15 protein-coding genes and 1 tRNA gene are annotated in these 20125 nt (G+C 63.5%); 10 read left to right on the top strand and 6 right to left on the bottom strand.

All coding sequences use genetic code 11. The features are described from left to right. Nucleotide 1: 1 nt before the first annotated feature. The 3 genes from ybaL to BMX85_RS22205 all read right to left on the bottom strand — a co-directional run bounded on the left by ybaL (nt 2) and on the right by BMX85_RS22205 (nt 4617). Complete coding sequence (ybaL, locus tag BMX85_RS22215; RefSeq protein ID WP_090323949.1) at nt 2–1726, bottom strand: cation:proton antiporter domain-containing protein; 1725 nt, start codon at nt 1724–1726, stop codon at nt 2–4. A 170-nt stretch (nt 1727–1896) separates the two neighbouring features. Next, nucleotides 1897–3018, bottom strand: coding sequence for a beta-ketoacyl-ACP synthase III (locus tag BMX85_RS22210; protein ID WP_090324692.1), 1122 nt, complete (start codon nt 3016–3018; stop codon nt 1897–1899). Nucleotides 3019–3192: 174 nt separating this feature from the next. Then, a complete protein-coding gene (locus BMX85_RS22205) occupies nt 3193–4617 on the bottom strand; it encodes a S41 family peptidase (protein ID WP_090323946.1) in 1425 nt (474 codons plus the stop codon). 365 nt (nt 4618–4982) lie between these two features. Between BMX85_RS22205 and BMX85_RS22200 the strand changes: the two genes are divergently transcribed. The 3 genes from BMX85_RS22200 (at nt 4983) to BMX85_RS22190 (ending at nt 9973) form a co-directional block, all read left to right on the top strand. Then, on the top strand, nt 4983–5597 hold the full coding sequence (locus BMX85_RS22200) for a hypothetical protein (protein ID WP_090323943.1): 615 nt from the start codon (nt 4983–4985) through the stop codon (nt 5595–5597). Nucleotides 5598–5743: 146 nt separating this feature from the next. Then, nucleotides 5744–7795: a M13 family metallopeptidase gene (locus tag BMX85_RS22195; protein ID WP_177196858.1), complete on the top strand. Its 2052-nt coding sequence runs from the start codon at nt 5744–5746 to the stop codon at nt 7793–7795. Nucleotides 7796–7906: 111 nt separating this feature from the next. After that, nucleotides 7907–9973, top strand: coding sequence for a M13 family metallopeptidase (locus BMX85_RS22190; protein ID WP_177196870.1), 2067 nt, complete (start codon nt 7907–7909; stop codon nt 9971–9973). A gap of 55 nt (nt 9974–10028) precedes the next feature. Here BMX85_RS22190 and BMX85_RS22185 read toward each other — a convergent pair whose 3' ends face one another. Further along, complete coding sequence (locus tag BMX85_RS22185; protein WP_090323937.1) at nt 10029–11174, bottom strand: ABC transporter substrate-binding protein; 1146 nt, start codon at nt 11172–11174, stop codon at nt 10029–10031. Nucleotides 11175–11373: 199 nt separating this feature from the next. Here BMX85_RS22185 and BMX85_RS22180 point away from each other — a divergent pair, with 199 nt between their 5' ends. The 6 genes from BMX85_RS22180 (at nt 11374) to BMX85_RS22155 (ending at nt 17985) form a co-directional block, all read left to right on the top strand. Continuing rightward, nucleotides 11374–11931, top strand: coding sequence for a hypothetical protein (locus BMX85_RS22180; protein ID WP_090323934.1), 558 nt, complete (start codon nt 11374–11376; stop codon nt 11929–11931). A gap of 255 nt (nt 11932–12186) precedes the next feature. Next, nucleotides 12187–13167, top strand: coding sequence for an ABC transporter substrate-binding protein (locus tag BMX85_RS22175; protein ID WP_090323932.1), 981 nt, complete (start codon nt 12187–12189; stop codon nt 13165–13167). A 24-nt stretch (nt 13168–13191) separates the two neighbouring features. Next, nucleotides 13192–14013: an ABC transporter permease gene (locus BMX85_RS22170; RefSeq protein WP_090323929.1), complete on the top strand. Its 822-nt coding sequence runs from the start codon at nt 13192–13194 to the stop codon at nt 14011–14013. Between the two features lie 16 nt (nt 14014–14029). Next, a complete protein-coding gene (locus BMX85_RS22165) occupies nt 14030–14827 on the top strand; it encodes an ABC transporter ATP-binding protein (RefSeq protein ID WP_090323927.1) in 798 nt (265 codons plus the stop codon). A gap of 61 nt (nt 14828–14888) precedes the next feature. Continuing rightward, nucleotides 14889–16661, top strand: coding sequence for a sensor histidine kinase (locus BMX85_RS22160; protein ID WP_090323924.1), 1773 nt, complete (start codon nt 14889–14891; stop codon nt 16659–16661). A gap of 1 nt (nt 16662) precedes the next feature. Continuing rightward, nucleotides 16663–17985: a sigma-54-dependent transcriptional regulator gene (locus BMX85_RS22155; RefSeq protein WP_090323922.1), complete on the top strand. Its 1323-nt coding sequence runs from the start codon at nt 16663–16665 to the stop codon at nt 17983–17985. A gap of 58 nt (nt 17986–18043) precedes the next feature. Here the strand turns inward: BMX85_RS22155 and BMX85_RS22150 are convergent, their stop codons facing one another. Beyond that, nucleotides 18044–18607, bottom strand: coding sequence for a c-type cytochrome (locus tag BMX85_RS22150; RefSeq protein WP_090323918.1), 564 nt, complete (start codon nt 18605–18607; stop codon nt 18044–18046). Between the two features lie 203 nt (nt 18608–18810). On the opposite strand from BMX85_RS22150, the gene BMX85_RS22145 reads away from it, so the two are divergent. Next, nucleotides 18811–18886: transfer RNA gene (locus BMX85_RS22145), tRNA-Arg, on the top strand. Nucleotides 18887–19649: 763 nt separating this feature from the next. Here BMX85_RS22145 and BMX85_RS22140 read toward each other — a convergent pair. Then, nucleotides 19650–20045 carry a T6SS effector amidase Tae4 family protein gene (locus tag BMX85_RS22140; protein WP_090323915.1) on the bottom strand — a complete coding sequence of 132 codons (396 nt, stop codon included), beginning with the start codon at nt 20043–20045 and terminating at the stop codon, nt 19650–19652. Nucleotides 20046–20125: the final 80 nt, after the last annotated feature.

Below are 20125 nucleotides of genomic sequence, written 5' to 3'. Positions count from 1 at the left end.
TTCAATGCGCGCCGCTGTTACGCTCGAAATTGGTGACGACGAAATCGGTCATGCCGTTGGCCAGTTCCTCCTCGCCGATGAAGATCTTGCCGGCCAATTCGCTGCGCAGCAGTTCCGCTTCCTGTTCGTTATGCGTGCGCACCACGGTTTTGATGTTCGGGTTGAGCAAACGCGCCGTCTCCACCATCGCCCGCACATGGAAGGTGTCCGGCGTCGCGATCACCAGCATGCCGGCGCGCGCGATGTGCGCCTGGATCAGCACCGCCGGCTCGCCCGCGTTGCCGGCCACCGCGTGGATGCCGTCCTTGCGCAGCTGGTCGACGATCTCGCGGTTCTGCTCCGCCACCACGAACGGGATGCCGTGCTTGACCAGCACCTCGGCGATGCGCCGGCCCACGCGCCCATACCCCACCAGCACCACCTGCCCGTCCAGATGCTCGTGCGGCACCGACATCGGCAGCTCGGCCAGCGGATCGGCCGTGCGCTCGAATTTCGACACCATCGAACCGTCCTTGCCCATCCAGCGTTCCAGCGGTTTGGAGAGGCGGAACACCACCGGATTGAGCGCGATCGAGATGATGGCGCCGGCCAGGATCAGGCTCTGGCCCTCGATCGGCATGAGCTTGAGCGACAACCCCAGCGCCGCCAGGATGAAGGAGAACTCGCCGATCTGCGCCAGGCTGGCCGACACCATCAGCGCCGTCTTGGCCGGGTAGCGCAGCAGCACCACCAGCACGAAGGCGGCCAGCGATTTGCCGAACACGATGATGGCCACCACCGCCAGCAATTTGAGCGGCTGCTCGGTCACGATGGTCGGTTCGAACAGCATGCCCACCGAAACGAAGAACAGCACCGCGAACGCGTCGCGCAGCGGCAGCGATTCCTGCGCCGCGCGGTGCGCCAGTTCCGACTCGCGCAGCACCATGCCGGCGAAGAATGCGCCCAGCGCGAACGAGACGCCGAAGTAGTGCGTCGAGCCGTAGGCGATACCGACGGCGGCGGCGATCACGCACAAGGTGAACAGCTCGCGCGAGCCGGTGCGCGCCACCTGCCACAGGATCCACGGGAACAGCTTGCGGCCGACCACCAGCATCAGCGCGATGAAGGCGCCGACCTTGCCCAGCGTGACGGCCAGCGTGCCCCACAGATCGACTTCGCCGGCGGGGATGGCGACACCGTGGGCGTCGAGCGAGACGCCGCCGAGCGATCCGGCCAGCGCCGGCAGCAGCACCAGCACCATGACGGTGACCAGGTCTTCCACCACCAGCCAGCCGACCGCGATGCGGCCGTTGAAGGTATCGAGGATGCCGCGTTCCTCCAGCGCGCGCAGCAGCACCACGGTGCTGGCCACCGACAGCGCCAGGCCGAACACCAGGCCGCCGCCGATGCTCCAGCCCCAGAAGTGGGCCAGCGCCATGCCGAGCGCGGTGGCGACGGCGATTTGCAGCACCGCGCCGGGCAGCGCCACCTTGCGCACCGCCCACAGGTCGTCGAGCGAGAAGTGCAGGCCGACGCCGAACATCATCAGCATGACGCCGATTTCGGCCAGCTGCGACGCCAGCGCGGCGTCGGCGACGAAGCCTGGTGTCGCCGGTCCCAACATGATACCCGCAGCCAGATAACCAACCAGCGCCGGGAGCTTGAGGCGCGTTGCAAGGTAGCCGAACACCAGGCCGAAGCCCAGCGCCGCTGCGATTGTGGTGATCAGACTGATATTGTGGGGCATGCGCGGGGGGCTCCTCTGGAGGTTGGGGACAGCCCCAAGGGTAGCACACGGAGGGCGTGCCGCTCAGAGCCCGTTACTGGAGACGGCGCGACACGCCTTGACGGCCGGCGGCTTCGATCGCGCCAGCTTCGGGTTCATCCGATAACGTCGGCGTGATCGCATCGCCTGCCTCAGACTTTGCGCACCACCACGCAGCCGATCGAGTAGCCGGCGCCGAACGAGCAGATCACGCCCAGCTGGCCGGCGGCCATGTCGTTGGAGTGCTTGTGGAAGGCGATGATCGAGCCGGCCGACGAGGTGTTGGCGTATTCGTCGAGGATCACCGGCGCCTCGCCCGGCTCGGCGTCGCGGCCCAGCACCAGGCGGCTGATCAGGAGATTCATGTTCAGGTTGGCCTGGTGCAGCCAGTAGCGGCTCACCTGCGGCACTTCCAGGCCGGCGCCGGCGATGGTGGCCTTGATCATGTCGGCCGCCATCGGGCAGACATCCTTGAACACTTTCCGGCCCTGCTGGCGGAACAGCTTGTCCGGCTGGCCGATGCCCGACTCGTCGAAACGGTTGAGGAAGCCGAAGTTGTTGCGGATGTTGTTCGAGAAGCTCGTCTTGAGCTTGGTGTCGAGGATTTCCCAGCGCTGCGAACCCTTGGCCGTGTCGGCCGCCTCGATGACCATCGCCGTGCAGGCGTCGCCGAAGATGAAGTGGCTGTCGCGGTCGCGCCAGTTCAGGTGGCCGCTGGTGATTTCCGGATTGAGCACCAGCACCGCGCGCGCCTGGCCGCTCTGCACCGCCGCCACCGCCTGCTGGATGCCGAAGGTGGCCGACGAGCAGGCCACGTTCATGTCGAAGCCGTAGCCGTCGATGCCGAGCGCGCCCTGCACCTCGACCGCCATCGCCGGGTAGCCGCGCTGCATGTTCGAGCAGGCCACCAGCACCATGTCGATGTCGGCCGGCGTGCGGCCGGCGCGGTCCAGCGCCTGGTGGGCGGCGGCGACGCAGATTTCCGCCTGCAGCGACAGTTCCTCGTCGGCGCGCTCGGGAATGCGCGAGACCATGCGTTGCGGATCGAGGATGCCCGATTTTTCCATCACATAGCGCGACTTGATGCCGGACGCTTTCTCGATGAAGGCCACGCTCGACATTTCCAGCGGGGTGGCGGTGCCTTCGGCGATGGCGGCGGCGTTGTCGGCGTTGAACTGCTCGGCGTAGGCGTTGAAGCACTCGACCAGCTCTTCATTGGAGATCGATTGGGCCGGCGTAAAAAGGCCGGTACCGCTGATGACGGCTTGTTTCATGGTTAAACTTTCGAATTTGGCAATGGCTTGCGCCAATAATGAGCCAAATTCTACACAATGGCCGCGCGATGCGCGCAATAAACGGCCGAAATAGGCGACGAAAAAGAAAACGGCGCCGTGGGGGCGCCGTCGTAGTGATGGGTTCGTGTCCGAATGACAGACTTGACCCCGGGGTTATTTTTTGACGTCGGTCTGCACGACCTTGGTTTCCTGCTTGGCCAGCTGCACCGGCAGGCCCTTGAGGTGGTTGAGCGCCTGCGCCAGCTGGAAGTCGTCGCCGCTGCCGTATTCGAGCGGCTTGCGGGTCTTTTCCAGCGCGACGATGCGCAGCTGCTCCTCCAGCTCGTCGCGCTTGGTCTTGGCGATTTCCTTCTCCTTGTCGTTGCTCAGGTGCTTGTCGAGGTCGGACTCGCGCGTGCGCAGCGCGTTCAGGCCGTCGCCGTCGGCGTTTTCGTCCACCGCCAGGTCCGGCGTGATGCCCTTGGCCTGGATCGAGCGGCCGTGCGGCGTGTAGTAGCGCGCCGTGGTCAGTTTGACGGCGGTGTCGGCGGTCAGCTGGCGGATCGTTTGCACCGAGCCCTTGCCGAAGGTTTGCGTGCCGATGATGTCGGCGCGCTTGTAGTCCTGCAGCGCGCCGGCGACGATTTCCGACGCCGATGCCGAGCCGGTGTTGACCAGCACCACCATCTTCACCTGCTTGACGGCGGCCGGCAGCTTGGCCAGCGCGTCGCTTTCGCTGCGCAAGGTGTAGTACTCGGGACGGCCGTAGAAGATTTGCTTCTGGTCCGGCAACTGGCCGTTGGTCGAGACGATCGCCGCGTCCTTCGGCAGGAAGGCGGCGGCCACGCCGATGGCGCCTTGCAGCACGCCGCCCGGGTCGTTGCGCAAGTCCAGCACCAGGCCCTTGATGTTCGGGTCCTGTTTGTACAGCTCGACAATCTTGGCGGCCATGTCGTCGATGGTCGGCTCCTGGAACTGCGAAATGCGCAGCCACGCGTAGCCCGGTTCGACGATCTTGCCCTTGACGCTTTTCTGATGGATCTCTTCGCGCGTGATGTTGAACACCAGCGGATCGGTCTCGCCCTTGCGCAGGATCGTCAGGCTGACCTTGGAGTGCGGCTCGCCGCGCATCTTCTTGACCGATTCGTCCAGGCTCAGGCCCTTGACGGCGGTGCTGTCGAGGCGGCTGATCAGGTCGCCCGGCTTGATGCCGGCGCGCCAGGCCGGCGAGTCCTCGATCGGCGCGACGATCTTGATGTAACCGTCCTCGCTTTGGCCGATCTCGATGCCGAGGCCGACGAACTTGCCCTGCGAACCTTCGCGCAGCTCGGCGTAGGCTTTCTTGTCCAGATAGGCGGAGTGGGGGTCGAGCGAGGCGACCATGCCGGAGATGGCCTCGGTCAGCAGCTTCTTGTCCTCGACCGGTTCGACGTAGTCGGACTTGATCAGTCCGAACACGTCGGCCAGCTGGCGCAGCTCCTCGAGCGGCAGGCCCGGGTCGGCCGGCTTTTGCGCCATGGCGGAAAATTGGAGGGAGACGGCGATGCCGGCGACGACGCCGAGGCCGATCAAACCGGAATTCTTGAGTTTCTTGCCCATGTTTCACCTGTTGGAACAATGTACAGAGAGGCATCACTGGCGAGCGATTGCGTGCGCGGTGTGCATGAGCTGAGTATAAACCTGATTTCGGGCAATCGTAGTAGCCCTCGCGAAATGATTTATACCTTTACGGAATTTTACAACGGTTGGCGTTGACTTTGAATCCACACCAGCACCCGCTTGGTGTTACATCAAGTTTGCATAAATTTACGCAGTGTTTCCCTTACGTTCACGTCCGTAAGCATTTGTAAGAAGTGCCGCCACGGCCGGGGGCCCGGCCTACACTGAATTTGTATTTCTCTCTACCCTGAAGTGGTTTTCGCCTGCGCCCCAAGCGCAGGCTTTTTTTTATCTACGGAGCTTCCATGCGTCTTTCACTGCTTCCCCCATCGCGTTGTCTACCCCTGCGCGCCCTGGCCCTGGCCGGCGCGCTGCTGCTCGCCGGGGCCGTGCCGCCGCCGGCGTTCGCGGTGCCCGTCTTCGATATGCATGCGGAGGATTTCCTGCCGATGGCGGACGACTTGCGCAAGGCGCTGAACCTGAATCCGAATCAGCAGATACTTTGGCAACAGACCGAAAGCAAGACGCGCAACCTGCTGCGTGAACGCAAAGCCCGCCGCGAGCGCCTGCAGGCGGCGACCCAGGCCGGCACGCAGGGCGCCGGTGTGGAACTGCGCGATCTGACCAAGGCGATCGACGAGGAGACCAACGCCGCCGCCGCCGAGGAAAAGCTGCTGCGCGAATGGTGGCTGACCGTCAACGATGCGCTAAATGAAAGCCAGCGCCGCATCGTCGCGCAGCAGGTCGGCGAGCATCTGCTGCGGGTGCAGGACAATGGCGGCGGCCCGCGCGCCGGCGGCGAACGCAAGGAGGAGGGCGGCGAGCGTCGCGGCGGCGGCCGCAGGGGCGGCGGCGCCGGTGGCGTGGGTGTCGGCGTCGGCGCCGGCGGCGCCAGTATCAATCTGCCAGGCGGTGGCTAGGCGGGTGGCGCCATGCGGCGGGCGTGTATCGTAAAGTAAAAAAGCGGAACGGTGCCATTTAGACACAAGCTCAGGCGGTAGAATATTTGCGCGGCCGTCACAAGCGGCCGACAATGATGAGTTGAAGTTCTAATTAAAGGACCACCGTGAACCGCTTTCTGCTGAGTACCCTGACCCTGAGCCTGGCCGCCGCCTTCGCCGGCGCCGCCGACACCCCGGCCGACGCCGACAAGGCGCCACTGACTTCCGGCATCGAAGTGAAGAACATCGATGCCGGCGTGCGCGCGCAGGACGACTTCTACACCCACCTCAACGGCCAGTGGCTGAAGGCCACGGAGATCCCGGCCGACAAGTCGAGCTGGGGCACCTTCGCCAAGCTGCGCGACGACACCCTGTCCGAGCTGCGCGGCATCGTCGAAAAGACCGAGGCGCAAAAAGGCAAGAAGGCCGGCAGCGATGCCCAGAAAATCGGCGACCTCTACGCCAGTTTCATGGACGAGAAAAAGCTGGACGCGCTGGGCATCCGCCCGCTCACCGGTGAACTCAACCGTATCCGCGCGATCAAGGACAAGAAGGCCTTCCCGATGCTGATCGCGCATCTGGACAAGCTCGGCGTGGCCACGCCGTACGGCCTGGGCGTGCGCCAGGACGCGCGCGAGTCGACCAAGTACGCGGTGAGCATTTCGCAAAGCGGCCTGGGCCTGCCGGACCGCGACTACTACCTGAAAAAGGACGACGCCAAACTGGCCGCCATCCTGGCCAAGTACGAGGCGCACATCGCCAAGACCCTGAAGCTGGGCGGCGACAAGAATCCGGACGCCAACGCCAAGGCCATCGTCTCGCTGGAAACCGCGCTGGCCGAGGCGCAGTGGACCAAGGTGCAAAACCGCGATCCCGTCAAACGCTACAACAAGACGCCGATCGCCAAGCTGCCGGAACTGGCGCCCGCCTTCGACTGGGGCCACGCGCTGGCGTCGGCCGGCGTGGCCAACAAGGTCGACTACGTGATCGTCAGCCAGCCAAGCTACCTGGCCGGCTTCAACGCGGCGCTGGAGAAGACCGACCTGGCGACGTGGAAGGCCTACTTCGAATGGCAGCTGCTGCGCAGCGCCTCGCCGTATTTGTCGAAGGACTTCGCCGACGCCAGCTTCGACTTCTACAGCACCGTGCTGACCGGCGTGGCCGTGCAGGAGCCGCGCTGGAAACGCGGCGTGGCGCTGGTCGAGCGTTCGATCGGCGAAGGCCTGGGCCAGCTGTACGTGGCCGAGTATTTCCCGCCGGAGCGCAAGGCGCGCATGGACCAGCTGGTGAAGAACCTGCTGGCCTCGTACCAGACCAGCATCGACGCGCTCGACTGGATGGGCCCGGAGACCAAGAAGGAGGCGCAAGCCAAGCTGGCCAAGTTCACGCCCAAGATCGGCTACCCGGGCAAGTGGCGCGACTACTCGTCGCTGGCGATCGTCAAGTCCGACCTGATCGGCAACGTGCTGCGCGCGGCCAACTTCGCCAACCAGCGCATGATCAACAAGCTGGGCAAGCCGATCGACCGCGAGGAATGGGGCATGACGCCGCAGACCGTCAACGCCTACTACAGCTCGACGATGAACGAGATCGTGTTCCCGGCCGCCATCCTGCAACCGCCGTTCTTCGACGTCAAGGCCGACGACGCCGTCAACTACGGCGCCATCGGCGCCGTCATCGGCCACGAGATCAGCCACGGCTTCGACGACGGCGGCAGCCAGGCCGACGGCGACGGCAACCTGCGCGACTGGTGGACCAAGGAAGACCGCGCCAACTTCAAGGCCAAGACCGACGCGCTGGTCAAGCAGTACGGCGCCTACAGCCCGATCAAGGGCTACAACGTCAACGGCGAGCTGACGCTGGGCGAGAACATCGCCGACAACAGCGGCGTGGCGATCGCCTACAAGGCCTACAAGCTGTCGCTGGGCGGCAAGCCGGCGCCGGTGCTCGACGGCCTGACCGGCGACCAGCGCTTCTTCATGGGCTTCGGCCAGGTGTGGCGCGTGCGCATGCGCGACGAGCAGCAGATCCTGCAGGTGAAAACCGATCCGCACTCGCCGGGCCAGTTCCGCGCCAACGGCACCATGGTCAACCAGCCGGGCTTTTACGACGCCTTTGGCGTCAAGCCCGGCGACAAGATGTATGTGGCGCCGGAACAGCGTGTCATCATCTGGTAACACGACAAACCGTGTGATATAAAGCGGTACAGGCCATGCATCGTGCAGTGGCCTTTTTGCCTTTTTACATTTGAAGGAATTTCTGTGAAACGTCATCTCGTAAGTGCATTGATGCTCAGCCTGATCGCAGGCTTGGCCGGCGCCGCGGACACCACCAAAAGTGCGGGTCCCGCCAAACCCGTCGCCAATGCCGCCGCAGCCACCGCAGCCACCGGTAAAATGGCCTCCGGCATCGCCACCGAATACATCGACCCGGCCGTGCGCGTGCAGGACGACCTGTTCACCCACATGAACGGCAAATGGTTGGCCACGACGGAAATTCCGGCCGACAAGGCCAGCTGGGGCAGCTTCGCCAAATTGCGCGACGATATCCAGCCGCAACTGCGCGCCATCATCGAAGGCGCCGCCAACCAGCCGAACAAGGCCGCCGGTTCCGACGCCCAGCGCATCGGCGACTTCTACGCCAGCTTCATGGACGAGGCCAAGCTCGAGCAACTGGGCGTGACGCCGCTCAAGGCGGAGCTCGAACGCATCGCCGCCGTCGGCGACAAGAAACAGCTGCCGGCGCTGATCGCCCACCTCAACCAGATCGGCGTGAGCGCGCCGTATACCTTCGGCATCCACCAGGACAACAAGGATTCGACCAAGTACGTGGCCGACCTGTACCAGAGCGGCCTGGGCCTGCCGGACCGCGACTATTACCTGAAAGCGGACGACGCCAAGCTGGCGGACGTGCTGGCCAAGTACGAACTGCACGTCGGCAAGATGCTGACCCTGGCGGGCGACCCGCACGGTGCCGTCACCGCGCACGGCATCGTCGAGTTCGAAAAAGAACTGGCCAAGCTGCAATGGACCAAGGTCGAGCTGCGCGATCCGATCAAGGCCTACAACAAGGTCGAGGTAACCAAGCTGGGCGCGATGGCGCCGGGCTACGACTGGAACGCCTACCTGGGCGGCGCCGGCATCGCCGGCAAGGCCAGCTACGTGATCGTCAGCCAGCCGAGCTATCTGAAAGGCATGACCGCGCTGCTGGAGAAGACCCCGCTGGACACCCTGAAAGCCTACTTCCACTGGCAGACCGTGCGCGCGTTCGCGCCGTACCTGAGCAAAGCCTATGTGGACGAGAACTTCGCCTTCTACGGCACCGTGCTGAGCGGCGTGACCGAACAGCGTCCGCGCTGGAAGCGCGGCGTCTCGGTGGCCGAGGGCGCGTTGGGCGAGGCGGTCGGCAAGCTGTACGTCGAAGAGCACTTCCCGGCCGACCGCAAGGCGCGCATGGATGCGCTGGTCAAGAACCTGCTGGCGTCGTACAAGACCAGCATCGACAAGCTTGACTGGATGAGCCCGGTCACCAAGAAACAGGCGCAGGCCAAGCTGGCCAAGTTCACCACCAAGATCGGCTATCCGAACAAGTGGCGCGACTACTCGAAGCTGGAAGTGGCCAAGGACGACCTGGTGGGCAACGTGATCCGTTCGACGCAGTTCGAGTACAACAAGGAATTGAACAAGCTGGGCAAGCCGATCGACCGCGACGAGTGGGGCATGACGCCGCAAACCGTCAACGCCTACTACAACCCGGAGATGAACGAGATCGTGTTCCCGGCGGCCATCCTGCAGGCGCCGTTCTTTAACGCCGACGCCGACGACGCGGTCAACTACGGCGCCATCGGCGGCGTGATCGGCCACGAGATCAGCCACGGCTTCGACGACCAGGGCGCCCAGTACGACGGCGACGGCAACCTGCGCGACTGGTGGACCAAGGCCGACCACAAGAACTTCGCGGCCAAGACCAAGATGCTGGTCAAGCAGTACAGCGAGTTCAGCCCGCTGCCGGGCTACAACGTCAACGGCGAGCTGACGCTGGGCGAGAACATCGCCGACAACAGCGGCGTGGCGATCGCCTACAAGGCCTACAAGCTGTCCTTGAACGGCAAGCCGGCGCCGGTGATCGACGGCCTGAGCGGCGACCAGCGCTTCTACATGGGCTTTGCGCAGGTGTGGCGCATGAAGATGCGCGAAGCGGCGCAGATCCAGCAGATCAAGACCGATCCGCATTCGCCGGGCCAGTACCGCGCCAACGGCACCATGCGCAACCAGCCGGGCTTCTACGACGCCTTCGGCGTCAAGCCGGGCGACAAGATGTACCTGCCGCCGAAAGACCGCGTCATCATGTGGTAAAAAAGCAGGTGCAAAAAACCCTCGCCGTGGCGAGGGTTTTTTTTGGCCGCGCGGATTACAGCTTGCCGACCGGGACCGGCTTGCCCTTTTGTACCTTGGTCAGGTACACGGTGTTCAGGCCCTGGTGGTCGGTCGGGCTGAAGCCGATGTCGAGGCCGCCGAGATTGACGTTGAGTTTTTCCAGCGCCGCCATGAAGCTGGCGCGCGTGAGGTCCGGGCCGGTTTTCTTCAGCGCCTCGACCAGCGCCACGGCGTTGATGTAGCCTTCCAGCGACGTGTAGTCGCCTTCGCCGACGCCGGCCGCCTTCATGTCGGCGCGGTATTGCTTGACGATCGGGATCGATTCGTCGAACGGCGACGGCACCACCTGCGTGATGTAGACGCCCTCGGCGGCGTCGCCGGCCGCCTTGATGAAGTTGGCGGTGCCGACGAACGACAGGTTGAAGAACTTCGGCTTGAAGCCGGCCGCCGCCGCCTTCTGCACGAACGCCGCGCACGCCTTGTAAGTGCCGACCATCAGCACCGCCTCCGGCTTGGCGGCGATCAGCGCGGCCAGGCCGGCGTCGACGTCCTCGGTGTTGCGCTGGTAGAAGCCTTCGCCCGCCATCGTCATCTTGCGTTTTTGCAGCGACACCTGCAGCCCTTCCTTGCCGACCTTGCCGTAGGTGTCTTCCTGGTAGAACAGGCCGATCTTGGTGACGCCGGCATCGGTGACCAGGCGCTCGACCTGCAATTCGATTTCATTGAAGTACGACGAGCGGATGTTGAAGACGTGTTTGTTCAGCGGCGTGCGCAGGAACTCGGCGCCGGTGAACGGCGCGAAGAATGGAATATTGGCTTCGTTGACCAGCGACATCGCCGCCTTGCTGGTCGGCGTGCCGACATAGCCGAACAACGCGAACACGCCGTCCTTCTTGATCAGCTTGTCGGTGGCGGCGGCGGTGCGCGGCGGATCGTAGCCGTCGTCCTCGCTGACCAAGGTGATCTTGCGGCCGTTGACGCCGCCGGCGGCGTTGACCTTCTTGAAGTACGCTTCGCTGCCGGCCTTGATGCCCAGGCCCAGGCCCGCGGTGGGCCCCGATTGGGCGTTGGCCATGCCGATCTTGATTTCGGTGGCGGTGACGCCGGTCTCGGCCGACGCGGTCGACACCAACGAGGACAGCAGCAATCCCAGCGCGGCGCTAAACAATTTGTTTTTCATATTATTGCTTTCATAGTATGCCGGCGCGCCGGCGGTCCGAAATCGAATAATTGCCGCACAAGAACTGTTACCTCACATTAGTCCTTTGCGTGTCGCGTGACAAGGCCGGTTTTGCAACGCATGACTAGCCGCATGCGAGCCGCCGGCGCGGGGCGGGTACTGGTAAACTAAGGGTTCTATTCTCAGGAAAGCCGTCTTCATGCGTCTGCGTTACTTGGCACCGATATTTTTCACGCTGTTGCTCAGCGGCTGCGGCGAGTCCTATACGCCCGGCAATCTTTACATGGCGGCCACGCCCGAGTGCAAGACGTGGCAGGAGGGCTCGCGCTTCGAACTGCCGCGCGGCATGAGCGTGGCGACCACGCCGCCGGTCACGTTGCCGGAGGGCGGCGCCGAGTTCACCTTCGTCTACATCCTGCCGCGCGGCGAGCGCGCGCGTTTCCTCACGCGCGATTACAACGTCACCGCGCCCAAGGGGGCGGTGCTGCACAAGGCCGAGCTGGTGACCTTGTACCAGCGCACCACCAACTCGCGGCCGGAGATCGTCGACTCGATTCCCAAGGTGCCGGACATGTTCGTCGCCAGCGCCGCCGGCGAGGAAACGTTGTGGCGCGTGCGGGTGCGGGTCAAGGCCAAGCTGCCGCAGCGCTTCGACGTGGTCGCGCCCGCGTTCGAGATCGGCTTGAAGGAATATCCGATGCGCACCTTCACCTACCGCTACTTCCCCGAGCGTAAGGCGTTCGGCCTGTGCAGCTGAACAGGGGCTATTCTGGATTGCACATATCGCACTATTCGCTAACGGCGGCTTATAAGTTCCATTATGGCGCTTTGTAGATCTGGATGGAGCTAGCGCGAAAATCCGCACGCTCCGGAGAGCTGATTGCGGCCTTCCGCACTCAGCGATGCCGCTTACAGCCAAGAGATCCTTAAAATCAACGACTTAGCGATAGATTCTGGCTTGGCATCGAAGTTGCTTGGTCTTCCAGCACAACACCCACAATGGAGACAAGTAATGCCTAAATCCCTGCCCAAATTCCGTCTGCTCGTGCTGACCGCCGCCATCGCCATCGCTTCCACCGCGCAAGCGCAGGAAGTGGTCCGCCTTGGCAACCTCAAATTCGCCCACTACGGCGCCGTTTCATACATCAAGGAAATCGCGCCCAAGTGCGGCCTGAAGGTCGAGGAACACATCTTCGCCAAGGGCCCGGACGTCATGCAAGCGATCCTGGCCGGCGAGCTCGACGTTGGCGCTACCGCATCCGAAGCGGCCATCTCCGGCCGCGCCAACGGCGCGCCGATCTACGTCGTCGCCGGCTTCGCCAAAGGCGGCGCGCGCCTGGTGGCCCGTCCCAACGAAGGCATCAAGTCCATCAAGGATTTGAAGGGCAAGAAAGTCGGCGTCACGCGCGGCGGCATCCACGAGGTGCTGCTGATCGCCGAACTGGCGCAAGCCGGCCTGACCTCGTCGGACCGCCCGGGCAAGGACGTGCAGCTGGTGTTCCTCGCCTTCGCCGACCTGAACCAGGCGCTGATGGGCAAGAACCTCGACGCCATCATGCAGAGCGAGCCGCAATCATCGCAGGCGATCAACAAGGGCTACGGCGTCGAGGTGATGAAGCCGTACGACACCGCCATCGGCGAGCCGGTGCGCACCCTGGTGATGAGCGAGAAGTTCTACAACGAGAAGCGTCCGCTGGCGCAGAAGTTCATGAACTGCTTCGTCCAGGCCACCAAGACCTTCATCGACAACCAGGCCGTCGCCGAGAAATACGTGCGCGAATCGATGTTCAAGAACCAGATCACCAAGGACGACTTCGAGGACGCGATCAGCAACTCGCCGTACAGCTACGACGTCACCGCCGAGCATATCCAGATCACCACCGACATCATGCTCAAGACCGGCGTCGGCCGCATGAGCAAACCGCCGGTGGCCAGGGACTGGGTCAAGACCGATCTGCTGGACGCGTCGAAAAAAAGCCTGGGCATCAAGTAATCCCACAATACAGCAGGAGACACCATGAACAAACAAGACTGGCGCCAGAGCGCCACCGGGGCCGTGGTCCCGATTCTGATCGTCGTGCTGTGGCAGGCCAGCGCCATGCTCGGCTGGGTCAATCCGCAAGTGCTGCCGTCGCCGGTGGCCGTGGTCAGCAAGTGGATCGAATATCTGTTGCCGCTGACCGTCTACGATCCGGCCGCCGGCTCGTGGCTGAGCTGGGCGCTTTCCGGCGAACTGCTGGGCGACACCTTGAGCAGCCTGTACCGCGTGGTGGTCGGCTTCGCCGTCGGCGCCGGCCTGGCGCTGCCGCTGGGCTTGATGATGGGCGCGAGCCAGCGCATGTACGCCTGGCTCAATCCGCTGATGCAGGTGCTGCGCCCGATTCCGCCGATCGCGTACATCCCGCTGGCCATCCTGTGGTTCGGCCTGGGCAACGCGCCGGCCGTGTTCCTGATCGCGCTCGGCGCCTTCTTTCCGGTGCTGGTCAACACCATCGCCGGCGTGCGCCAGGTCGACGGCATCTACATCCGCGCCGCCCGCAACCTGGGCGTCAACCAGCGCACGATGTTCATCCGCGTGATGCTGCCGGCCGCCGTGCCGTACATCCTGTCGGGCGTGCGGATCGGCATCGGTACCGCCTTCATCGTCGTCATCGTCTCGGAGATGATCGCGGTGAACAACGGCCTCGGCTTCCGCATCCTGGAGGCGCGCGAGTACTTCTGGTCGGACAAGATTATCGCCGGCATGATCAGCATCGGTCTGCTGGGCCTGATCATCGACGTCGGCATGAACAAACTGAACAATCATTTGCTGCGGTGGCACCGTGGCCTGGAGAATTGAGATGACGGTGCATGCTATGAATCCCACCCACATTCAAGTCCGTGGCGTCGACAAGGTTTTCAAGACCGACAGCCGCGACGTCGTCGCACTGAAGGATATCAACCTCGACATTCCACAAGGCCAGTTCGTCTGCCTGCTGGGACCGTCCGGCTGCGGCAAGTCGACGTTGCTGAACGCGGTCGCCGGCTTTTCGCTGCCGTCGTCCGGTACCATCACCGCCGACGGCAAGCTGGTCACCGGTCCGGGACCGGAACGCGGCATGGTGTTCCAGGAATACGCGCTGTTCCCGTGGATGACGGTGGAAAAGAACATCGCCTTCGGCCTCGAGATCAAGGGCATGGACCAGTCCGCGATCACGGCCAAGGTCGACGAGCTGCTGGCGATGCTGTCGCTGAGCGATTTCCGTCACCGCTTCCCGAAAGACCTGTCCGGCGGCATGCGCCAGCGCGTCGCCATCGCCCGCGTGCTGGCGCTCGATTCGCCGATCATGCTGATGGACGAGCCGTTCGGCGCGCTCGACGCGCTGACGCGCCGCAACCTGCAGGACGAATTGCTGCGCATCTGGGCCGAGCTGAAGAAGACGATTATTTTCGTTACCCACAGCATCGAGGAGGCGATTTACCTGGCCGACCGCATCGTGGTGATGACCTACCGTCCCGGCACCGTCAAGCGCGACATGCTGGTCGATCTGCCGCGGCTGCGCGACCCGGCCGCCGCCGAGTTCAACGCGTTGAAGCGCGAGCTGGGGCAGTTGGTGATGGAGGAACAGCAGCGCCACCACAACGACGAGATGCGGATGGCCGCCGTCGATTAAGCGATGGGGCCGGACGATCCCGGTCCGGCCCCGGTTCGCGGGCTTACAGTAGAATCTGCCGATGCGCGCCAAAAAATCCCTGCTCATCCTGTTCGCGTTGATCTGCGCGGTGGGCGTCATCGCCGGTTCGTATCTGGCCGGCACCTCTCGCGCCCGCGACGACCTGCGCCTGCAGGGCCAACGGCAATTGCAGCTGATGGCGCCCGACCTGCAATCGCTGCTGCAAAAATACGAAACGCTGCCGTTCGTGCTCGGCTTCCAGCCCGACTTGATCGAGGCGCTGGCGTATCCGTCCGACGCGCGGGCGATCAGCCGCCTCAACAGCACTTTGAAAACCATCCAGCAACAGGCCAACGTCGGCGCCATCTACGTGATGGACCGCGACGGCCTGACCATCGGCGCCAGCAACTGGGACCTGCCGCTGGGTTTTGTCGGTAAAAACTTTTCCTACCGCCCGTACTTCGACGCCGCGCTCAGGGGCAGGGCGGGGCGCTTCTACGGCATCGGCACCAGCACCACCGAGGCGGGCTACTTCATCGCCCAGCCGGTCTACGGCAACGGCAGCGCCGGCGGGCCGGTCACCGGCGTCGTCGCCGTCAAGATCAGCCTGGCCGACTTCGAACGCACGTGGCGCAGCAGCGACGACGCCATCGTGCTGGCCGACCGCAGCGGCGTCATCTTCCTCAGCAACCGGCCCGACTGGATTTACCGCAGCCTGACGCCGCTGGACGCGGCCACCGAGCGCCAGCTGGCGCACACCCAGCAATACATGGGCAAGACGGTGACGCCGCTGAGCGGCCAGCCGGACCTGTTCGTGACGCAATCGGTGGGCCAGCTGGGCTGGCAGCTGATGCTGTTCCCCGGACAGTCGCGGGTGCTGCGCGCCGGCCTGCAATGGGCGCTGGCGGCGGTCCTGCTGCTGGCCTGCGCCGCGCTGGCGGGCTGGGCCTCGCACCAGCGCCGGCGGCGGCTGGAGGAGCGTCTGGCCTCGCGCGCGGCGCTGCAAAAGGCCGAGCTGGAGCTGAACGACAAAATCGTCGAGCGCACGCAGCAGCTGCGCACCACCAACCAGCACCTGGAAAGCAAGTACGCCAAGCTGCAGGAGACCGAACACCTGCTGCGCTCGACGCAAAACGAACTGGTCCAGGCCGGCAAGCTGGCGATGCTGGGACAGATGGCGACAGGGATCACCCATGAACTGAACCAGCCGCTTGCCGCGATTCGCGCCTTCGCCGACAACGCCCGCGTGTTCCTCGAACGGGGGCAGGGCGAGCAGGTCGCCGGCAACCTCGGCCACATCAGCGAGGCCAGCGCGCGCATGGGCGCCATCATCGGCCAGCTGAAGGGCTTCGCGCGCAAGGATGAGGCCTTGGGCACGGTCGAGCTGGCCGCGTCGGTGCGGGCGTCGGCCTTCCTGCTCGAAAGCGAATTCCGCCGCCACGCCGTCACCCTCGATATCGACGTCGGCGTCGACAACCTGAAAGTGACCGGCGACAGCGTGCGCATCGAACAAGTGCTGATCAACCTGCTGCGCAACGCGCTGGACGCGGTCGAGGGCGCCGAGCGCCGCCTGGTCGCCATCCACCTCGCGCGCGACGGCGACAGCGCGCTGGTCGGCATCAGCGACAGCGGCGAAGGCATCCCGGCGCGGGTGGCGGCGCACCTGTTCGAACCGTTTTTCACCACCAAGCCGTCCGGCAAGGGCCTGGGCCTGGGGCTGGCGATCTCGTCGTCGATCGTGCAGGCGATGAACGGCCAACTGACGGCGCATAATCAGACCGGCGGCGGCGCGCGCTTCGAGCTGCGCCTGCCGCTACAACACCAAGGAGCATGACGTGCAGGCCATCCTGATCGAAGACGAAGCCGCGCTGCGGCTGGCCACCGGCCAGACCTTGGAGCTGGGCGGCTTCAGCGTGCAAGCGTGCGCCAGCGCGGAGGAGGCGCAGGCGCTGCTGCGCGCCGACTACGCCGGCGTCATCGTCACCGACGTGCGCCTGCCGGGCCGCTCCGGCCTGGACTTGCTGGCGCAGATCGCCGCGCTCGACGCCGAACTGCCGGTGATCGTCGTCACCGGCCACGGCGACGTCGAGATGGCGGTGGCCGCCATGCGCGGCGGCGCCTACGACTTCATCGAAAAGCCCTTCGCCAGCGGCCGACTGCTGGACGCGGTGCGGCGCGCGCAGGAGCGGCGCCGGCTGGTGCTGGAAAACCGCCAGCTGCGCACCGACCGCGCCCAGCATCCGGAGCTGCCCGACCTGATCGGCCGCTCGCCCGCCATCGAACAATTGAAGGTTTTGGTGCGCAACGTCGCTCCGGCCGGCGTGGACGTGCTGATCAACGGCCAGACGGGCACCGGCAAGGAAGTGGTCGCCCGCTTGCTGCACGCGGCCAGCGGACGCAAGGGTAACTTCGTCGCCATCAACTGCGGCGCGCTGCCCGAATCGGTGTTTGAAAGCGAGATCTTCGGCCACGAGGCGGGCGCCTTCACCGGCGCGCAAAAGCGCAGGATCGGCAAGCTCGAGTTCGCGCAGGGCGGCACCGTCTTCCTCGACGAAATCGAAAGCATGCCGATGGCGTTGCAGGTCAAGCTGTTGCGCGTGCTACAGGAGCGCAAGCTCGAACGCCTGGGCGGCAACGACTCGGTCGCGCTGGAATGCTCGATCGTCGCCGCCACCAAGGTCGATCTGCTGCAGCTGAGCGCGCAGGGCCACTTCCGCGAAGACTTGTATTACCGCATCGGCGTGGTCAGCATCGACCTGCCGCGCCTGCGCGACCGGCGCGACGACATTCCGCTGCTGCTGGCCCACTTCACCGCCGACGCCGCCGCCCGCTACCGGCGTCCGGTGCCGGCCTGGACCCCGCAACAGATGGCGCAATGGCAGGCCGCGGATTGGCCGGGCAACGTCCGCGAATTGCGCAATTTCGCCGAGCGGCTGGTGCTGGGCATCGTCGCCGCGCCCGGTAACGCGCCGGCCGCAGAGGCGCGCGCTGCCATGTCGCTGCCGCAGCAGGTCGACCACCACGAGCGCGAATTGATCGTCCAGGCGCTGGCCGCCGTCGACGGCAACGTCGGTCTGGCGGCCGACAATCTCCTGGTGCCGCGCAAGACGCTGTACGACAAGCTGAAGAAATACCAGATCGGCACCGGCCGCAAATAAATTTTTGGGCGTAAAAAAACCGGCCATGCAGACCGGTTTCGATGGGTGCCGCGTGCGCTTACTTCGGCTGGGCCGGATCGGCGGCTTTGTCCGCCGCAGCAGCCGCTGGAGCGGCCGGCACTTCAGGTTCCTTGAACTTGGCGCCGGACTTGTTGGCCATGTAGACCACGGCGCGCGCCACTTCCACGTCGTCCAGATCCGGATTGCCGCCTTTGGCGGGCATCGCGCGCAAACCTTCGATCGCGTGTTTGACGACGGTATCGTAACCTTGGGCGATCCGTGCGGCCCAGCCGCCGGCATCGCCGAACTTCGGCGCACCGGCGACGCCGGCGCCATGGCAGGCCGCGCAGGTGGAGGTGTAGATGGCTTCGCCCGATTGCAGCACCTTCGGCGCGTTCACGTCCTTGAAGGTGAAGCCGGAATCGGCGACGGGGGAGAGGCGGGCGGCGATTTGCTCCGGGGCCTGACTGTTAGAGCCGGCGCCGGTCAATTTATCTTCCGTGACGTACTTGACCAGCAGGATGATGCCTAAGACGGTGACTAGGAAAAAGCCGATCACAGCAGCAGCGAGCTGTTTAGGTGTTCTGATTGCGGATTCGTGTTCGTTATGTGCGTCGCTCATGATTTCCTTAACAGACTATTGTCGAGCCGGGGTGGCGTGCGAAAAACTGATCAAGCAGCTGCCTTGCAAAACCTTCACCAAACGGGCGATTATAGACTCAAAAATCCCTGTATGGAAACGCTAAGGTGCTCAAAACGACACTTTCCGTGGACGGGAAGCGATAAAAACGGTATCCTACGGCTCACTTCAAGAAATCCCCCTACGCGGCTGTAGCTCAGTGGATAGAGTATTGGCCTCCGAAGCCAAGGGTCGTGGGTTCGATCCCCGCCAGCCGCACCAGAATTTGTTATAAAAATCAAGAAGTTAGCCATTGCGATACGATGCAATGTTTAGCGATATTATGTTTTGATTTGGCACACTGACTGTGCCAAATTTGTGCCGCGTTTTGTGGCATAGGAACATCAGATTTTTCCCCTTTCTCCGATAACGCCAAGCAGTTTAGAACACTGTTCATAGGGGCGTGTGACCTTCCGAAATGGACGCGGTGCCTGGTGCTGCGACGCTGGACGACGCCCAAATCATTTCGCTGCTAGCAGCAACTGAACCGTAGGATATCGAAATAAGCTGGGGCGACTCTTTTCTTGCACTGGCAAAATTGCCGCCAGGTTGGACACGTCTTATTCTTAGAGCTCTTCGGATTCTGTTCGACTGGCTCCGCGTCGGGTGTGAATTGGCGTGTTGAAAAGGACGGCTAATCCGCCGCAAGGAAGCGTTTCAATCCAGCCCTGCGTCAGCGGCATACCTTTAGTATCGTCCCAAAAGTCATAGAGGGAGAAGAGGGAAACGGAAAAAATCGGGCGTTAAGATGTTTGGGACTCAATTCGTTAATTTTTATTACGCCTGCGACTAAGACGGACAGCTAGCACTGCGGCTGCAATTCCAAGGATAATCCAGCAAGCGAAGAAAAGATCGGCAGCATATGGAGCGCGGTCCCAATAGCTATCTTGGGCATCGAGCGACAACTTCGCCCACATCAACAGCCCTCCCCATAGAAGGACCGTAGCGGCAAGAAAACCCAAAGCAGAATAAAGAAATGTTCTCATCAAGCGACCGGAAAAAAACGGATTTTTCGCGCTTTGCGAAGATCTGACCAAATGGTAGGAATGACGATGCTAAATCGCGTACGGATACTGGATGTCAGGTCCGTCATGCGACTTCCATTCCACAGGTCGATATGATCGCCACCTGAACCTCCGGACGGCGTGTAATAGTCCTCAAAACAGATAATGCCTGTCCTCTCACTGACCTTGTCGCGCCAGTCTTCGCCTGAAATATTTTCGACTTTGCCGCATCCGAGAAAAGGCTGTTTTTCAAGCCAGTTTGCTAGCTCGGCTGCCGCTAAAATATGATCAGCATCCGGGTGGACCCAGCATTTTCGTTTAGCAGGGTGGCCTTCCCCCACCAGGACGGACACTTTCGATAGGGGTAATCCTCCCATTTTTAGAGCGCGCTAAAAGTAGAGGTTAAGCGGCCAAGGCAAGCTTCTGTTTTGGGGTGATGCCACCAAGTGCCATGTTC

The organism is Duganella sp. CF517 (assembly GCF_900110275.1).
Classification (GTDB): domain Bacteria; phylum Pseudomonadota; class Gammaproteobacteria; order Burkholderiales; family Burkholderiaceae_D; genus Rugamonas.
The sequence above is the reverse complement of the archived record's forward strand: the minus strand, read 5'-3'. Positions and strand labels throughout refer to the sequence as shown.

Excerpts from the sequence above, each read along its gene's own strand:
- BMX85_RS22165 (WP_090323927.1), top strand. The coding sequence starts at position 14,030 with ATGAATCCCACCCACATTCAAGTCCGTGGCGTCGACAAGGTTTTCAAG.
- BMX85_RS22170 (WP_090323929.1), top strand. The coding sequence starts at position 13,192 with ATGAACAAACAAGACTGGCGCCAGAGCGCCACCGGGGCCGTGGTCCCG.
- BMX85_RS22160 (WP_090323924.1), top strand. The coding sequence starts at position 14,889 with ATGCGCGCCAAAAAATCCCTGCTCATCCTGTTCGCGTTGATCTGCGCG.
- BMX85_RS22210 (WP_090324692.1), bottom strand. The coding sequence starts at position 3,018 with ATGAAACAAGCCGTCATCAGCGGTACCGGCCTTTTTACGCCGGCCCAA.
- BMX85_RS22150 (WP_090323918.1), bottom strand. The coding sequence starts at position 18,607 with ATGAGCGACGCACATAACGAACACGAATCCGCAATCAGAACACCTAAA.
- BMX85_RS22205 (WP_090323946.1), bottom strand. The coding sequence starts at position 4,617 with ATGGGCAAGAAACTCAAGAATTCCGGTTTGATCGGCCTCGGCGTCGTC.
- ybaL (WP_090323949.1), bottom strand. The coding sequence starts at position 1,726 with ATGCCCCACAATATCAGTCTGATCACCACAATCGCAGCGGCGCTGGGC.
- BMX85_RS22200 (WP_090323943.1), top strand. The coding sequence starts at position 4,983 with ATGCGTCTTTCACTGCTTCCCCCATCGCGTTGTCTACCCCTGCGCGCC.
- BMX85_RS22190 (WP_177196870.1), top strand. The coding sequence starts at position 7,907 with ATGCTCAGCCTGATCGCAGGCTTGGCCGGCGCCGCGGACACCACCAAA.
- BMX85_RS22175 (WP_090323932.1), top strand. The coding sequence starts at position 12,187 with ATGCCTAAATCCCTGCCCAAATTCCGTCTGCTCGTGCTGACCGCCGCC.
- BMX85_RS22185 (WP_090323937.1), bottom strand. The coding sequence starts at position 11,174 with ATGAAAAACAAATTGTTTAGCGCCGCGCTGGGATTGCTGCTGTCCTCG.
- BMX85_RS22180 (WP_090323934.1), top strand. The coding sequence starts at position 11,374 with ATGCGTCTGCGTTACTTGGCACCGATATTTTTCACGCTGTTGCTCAGC.
- BMX85_RS22140 (WP_090323915.1), bottom strand. The coding sequence starts at position 20,045 with ATGGGAGGATTACCCCTATCGAAAGTGTCCGTCCTGGTGGGGGAAGGC.